This is a genomic window from uncultured Sphingomonas sp. (genome assembly GCF_964250165.1).
Lineage (GTDB): Bacteria > Pseudomonadota > Alphaproteobacteria > Sphingomonadales > Sphingomonadaceae > Sphingomonas.
Map to the genome: position 1 here is coordinate 1 of NZ_CAXUEK010000126.1, position 4,644 is coordinate 4,644.

4 protein-coding genes are annotated in these 4,644 nt (G+C 75.4%); all 4 read left to right on the forward strand.

Features of this window, described 5'->3' with window-relative positions; genetic code table 11:
- Window positions 1-329 (forward strand): tRNA (adenosine(37)-N6)-threonylcarbamoyltransferase complex ATPase subunit type 1 TsaE (locus ACFE64_RS15145; RefSeq protein WP_375393287.1); only part of this gene is annotated, 329 nt, incomplete at its 5' end.
- On the forward strand, window positions 326-1,306 hold the full coding sequence (locus tag ACFE64_RS15150; RefSeq protein ID WP_375393290.1) for an aminoglycoside phosphotransferase family protein: 981 nt from the start codon (window positions 326-328) through the stop codon (window positions 1,304-1,306). The genes ACFE64_RS15145 and ACFE64_RS15150, both read left to right, overlap by 4 nt.
- Window positions 1,303-2,058 carry a nucleotidyltransferase family protein gene (locus ACFE64_RS15155; RefSeq protein ID WP_375393288.1) on the forward strand — a complete coding sequence of 252 codons (756 nt, stop codon included), beginning with the start codon at window positions 1,303-1,305 and terminating at the stop codon, window positions 2,056-2,058. The genes ACFE64_RS15150 and ACFE64_RS15155 overlap by 4 nt, the downstream gene beginning before the upstream one ends.
- The coding region (locus tag ACFE64_RS15160; protein ID WP_375393289.1) for a PD-(D/E)XK nuclease family protein at window positions 2,051-4,644 on the forward strand (2,594 nt) is incomplete at its 3' end. The genes ACFE64_RS15155 and ACFE64_RS15160, both read left to right, overlap by 8 nt.

The following is a 4,644-nucleotide window of genomic DNA, read 5'->3' on the forward strand; positions in this document are numbered from 1 at the left end:
CGAGCATCGCGCGCGGGCTGCTCGCCGCGCTGGGGCTGGCGGGCGAGGCGCCGAGCCCGAGCTTCGCGATCGTGCAGCCCTATCAGCCGCCCGAGGTGGACGTCGCGGTGCTGCACGTCGATCTCTACCGGATCGAGCACCCGGGCGAACTGGCGGAGCTGGGGCTGGACGAGGCGCGGAACGACGCGGTGCTGCTGGTCGAATGGCCCGAGCGCGCGCCCGGGCGCTGGCCCGACGCGCTGGTGCTGACGCTGGCGGCGAGGGCGGACGGCGGGCGCGTCTTGACAGTCGAAGTCCCCCCGGCTTGGGAGCGGCGATGGCCGATATGACCCCGCCGGCGGGCGCCGCCGCGTTCCTTGCGCAGCACGGATGGGGCGGGGCCTCGATCGTGCCGCTGGCGGGCGACGCCTCGTTCCGCCGCTACTTTCGGGTGACCCAGGGCGACCGCCGCGCCGTGCTGATGGACGCGCCGCCGCCGCAGGAGGAGACCGCGCCATTCCTGTCGGTCGCCGCCTGGCTGGCGGAGCGGGGCTTCACCGCGCCGCAGGTCCATGCCGTCGACGCGGCCCAGGGCCTCGTGCTGCTGGAGGACTTCGGCGACGATCGCCTGCGCGAGGCCGCGGACGCGGCGCCCGCAGCCGCGATCGCGCATTACGAGGCGGCGGTGGACCTGCTGATCGGGCTGCACCGCCATCCCGCCGGGCCGTTCGCACCTTACGATGCCGCCGCGCTGCACCGCGAGGCGGCGGTGTTCGTCGACTGGTATTGTCCCGCCGTCGGTCTCGACGTGAACCGCGACGGCTATGTCGCCGCCTGGGACGCGGTGTTCGATCACGCGCGGGCGGACCCGCCGGTGACGGTGCTGCGCGACTATCATGCCGAGAACCTCATGCTGGTCGGGCCGGAGCGGGCGCTGGGGCTGCTCGATTTCCAGGACGCGCTGGCGGGGCATCGCGCTTATGATCTCGTCTCGCTGCTGCAGGATGCGCGGCGCGACGTGGACGGCAATGTCGAGGAGGCGATGCTGGCGCGCTACCGAACCGCGACGGGCCAGGGGGACGATTTCCTCGCCGCCTATCATGTGCTCGGCGCGCAACGGAACGCGAAGATCCTGGGCGTCTTCACGCGCCTGTGGCGGCGCGACGGCAAGGCCCGCTATTCCGCCATGTGCCCGCGCGTCTGGGCGTATCTGGAGCGCGACCTGTCGAACCCCGTGCTCGAACCGGTCGCCGCCTGGTTCGACGAGCAGGTGCCGCCGGAACTGCGCGGCGACCCGCGGATGCTGGCCCAGAGCCGGACGGCATGAGCCCGCAACTCGCGCTCCGCCCGGAGCCGGGCGGCAGCGTGCCGGCGACCGCGATGGTGATGGCGGCGGGGCTCGGCAAGCGGATGCGGCCCCTGACGGCCACCCGGCCCAAGCCGCTCGTCGAGGTCGCGGGCAAGCCGCTGATCGACCATGTCTTCGACCGGCTGCGCGCGGCGGGGGTGCGGCGCGTCGTCATCAACGTGCATTACCTGGCCGACGCGCTGGAGGCGCACCTGCAGCGGATCGCCGGCGGCATGGAGGTGGTCGTCTCCGACGAGCGCGCGCGGCTGATGGAGACGGGCGGCGGGCTGGTGCAGGCGCTGCCGCTGATCGGCGACGCGCCGTTCCTGTGCATCAACAGCGACAATCTCTGGGTCGACGGGCCGGTCGACGCGCTGAAGCTGCTCGCCTCGCGCTGGAACCCGGCGCTGATGGATGCGCTGCTGCTGATGGTGCCGCTGGCGCGCGCCCACAACCATCCCGGCCATGGCGATTTCCACCTCGCGCCCGACGGGCGGATCAGCGGCCGCCGGCGGCCGGGGCGGGTGGCCCCGTTCGTATGGACGGGGGTGCAGATCCTCTCGCCTGCGCTGATCGCCGACGCGCCCGATGGGCCGTTTTCGACCAACCTGTTCTGGAACCGCGCGATCGAGGTGGGGCGCGCCTATGGCCAGGTGCATCAGGGCCTGTGGTTCGATGTCGGCGCGCCCGCCTCGATCGGCCGGACCGAGGCGTTGCTGGCGGATGGGTGAGCGCCTGAGGCTCTTCACGATCCCCACGCACCGCGCCTTCGCGGACGCGCTGGTCGCGGGGTTGCGGCGGCGGGCGGGCGACGATCCGCTCGCGCTGGCCCGCGCGACGGTGCTGCTGCCCAACGATCGTGCGGCGCGCGCGGTGACCGACGCCTTCGTGCGCGCGAGCGGCGGCGGGCTGTTGCTGCCGCGGCTGGTCGCGCTGGGCGACCCCGAGGCGGGTGAGGCGATCGGGGCGGCGCTGGACCCGGCCGATGAGGAGCCGATCCCGCCCGCGATCGACCCGTATCGTCGCCGGCTGACGCTGGCGCGGCTGGTCGAGGAGGAGCGGCGGGCGGCCGGGCAGCCGGTCGACGCGGCCGAGGCGGTCCGGCTGGCGGGCGAGCTGGCGCGGACGCTCGATCAGCTCTTGGCGGAGGGCGTCCCCCCGGCGCGGCTGCGCGGGCTGGAGCTGGCCGAAACACTGTCGGAGCATTGGGCCCGCGCGTTGTCGAGCTTTTCGGTGGTGCTGGACCGGTGGCCGGTGGAGCTGGCGCGGCTCGGCCGGATCGACGCGGCGGACCGGCGCGCGCGGCTGCTCGACCGCGTCGCGGCGCGCTGGCGGGCGACGCCGCCGGAGGGACTGGTCTGCGCTGCGGGTGTGACCGACGCCGCGCCGGCGGTGGCGCGGTTGCTGCGCCGGGTCGCCGAGCTGCCCCTGGGGCTGGTGGTGTTCGCCGGGCTCGATCTGGCGATGCCGGACGAGGAGTGGGACGCGCTCGGGCCGTTTCCGCCCGACGAACGACGGCGCGCGATCGAGACCCACCCGCAATTCCATCTCAAGCTGCTGCTCGACCAGATCGGCACCGGGCGAGGCGAAGTGGCGATGTGGGGCGAGGGCAGCGACCGCGACGCCGATCCGGCGCGCGCGCGGGCGATCGCCAACGCGCTCGCGCCCGCCGCCTTCACGGGCAAGTGGACGACGCTTCCCGCGACCGAGCGGCGGCTGGGCGGCGTCGAAGCGGCGGAGCTGGCCACCCCTGCCGAAGAGGCGCAGGCGATCGCGCTCAGACTGCGTGAAGCCCTGGAGACGCCTGGGCGCACGGCGGCGCTGGTGACGCCCGACCGCGCGTTGGCCCGCCGCGTGGCGGTGCATCTCGGGCGGTGGCGGATCGCGATCGACGACAGCGCCGGCCGGCCGCTCGCGACGCTGCCGCCGGGCACGCTGCTGCTGGCGCTGGCCGAGGCGGCGGCGCAGCGCTGGTCGCCGCTGGCACTGCTGGCGCTGCTCAAGCACCCGCTGGCGCGCGCGGGCGACGATCGGCTCGCCTGGCTGGACGGCGTGCGCGCGCTCGATCGGCGGCTGCGCGGTCCCCGGCCGCCGGCGGGGCTGGCCGGCATCGCGGGCGCGCTGGGTGAGCGGCTGGACGCGTTCTGGGTGGAGGTCGAGGTGCTGCTCGCGCCGGTGGAGCGGGCGTTCGCGCAAGGGCCACAGCCGCTGGCGGGGCTGATCGCCTGCTTGCGCGAGGCGGCCGCGGCGCTGTGCGGCGAGGCGCTGTGGGCAGGTCCCGCGGGCCGCGCGACGGCCGAGTTCCTGGCGAGCCTGGAGGCGGAAGCGGAGCATGGGCCGGCGACGGTGGCGCCGGACGGGCTGGCGCCGCTGCTGCGCGTGCTGCTGGACGAGGTCGCGGTGCGCCCGCCGCAGGGCGGCCATCCGCGGCTCGCCATCTACGGCCTGATCGAGGCGCGGCTGCAGAGCGCCGACCTGATGATCCTCGGCGGGCTGAACGAGGGCGCGTGGCCGGGCCGACCGGCGCCCGATCCCTGGCTGGCGCCGCCGATCCGGGTCGCGCTGGGGCTGCCGGGGCTGGAGCGGCGGATCGGCGTGGCGAGCCACGATTTCGCGCAGGGGCTGGGCGCGCCGGAGGTGTTGATCACCCGCGCGCGGCGCGACGCGTCGGCGCCGACGCTGGCGTCGCGGCTGTGGTTGCGGCTGGAGGCGATGGCCGGGCCGGGCTTCCGCCGCGCGAGGGCGCTGGAAGGATGGGCGCGCGCGCTCGACGCCGCGGCCGAGCACCTGCCGGCGAACCGCCCCGCGCCGCTGCCGCCCGCGGCCCTCAGGCCGAAAGAAATCTCCGTCACCGAGGTGGACCGGCTGAAGGCCGACCCCTTCGCCTTCTATGCCCGGCGGGTACTGGGCCTGCGCGCGCTGGACGCGGTGGACGCGGATCCGACCCCGGCCTGGCGTGGCGACAAGGTTCACGCGATCCTGGAAGCATGGTGGCGGGAGGATCGCTGCGCCCCCGCCGCGCTGATGCCGCGCGCGCGCGCGATGCTGGCGGACGCGGCGTTCCACCCGCTGCTGCGCGCCTTGTGGCAGCCGCGGCTGGAGGAGGCGATCGGCTGGATCGCGGCGACCGTCGCCGATCACGCCGCCGAGGGCCGCGAGGTGGTGAGCGCCGAGGGCCAGGGCGAGATCGCGATCGCCGGCGTCCGGCTGCGCGGCCGCTATGACCGGATCGACCGCTGCGCCGACGGCGGGCTGGCGATCGTCGACTACAAGACCGGCAAGGCGCCGTCCGCGGCGGCGGTGCGCGAGGGCTATTC

Bases quoted from the DNA above. Each gene is read 5' to 3' on its own strand.
- ACFE64_RS15150 (WP_375393290.1), top strand. From the start codon at position 326: ATGACCCCGCCGGCGGGCGCCGCCGCGTTCCTTGCGCAGCACGGATGG.
- ACFE64_RS15155 (WP_375393288.1), top strand. From the start codon at position 1,303: ATGAGCCCGCAACTCGCGCTCCGCCCGGAGCCGGGCGGCAGCGTGCCG.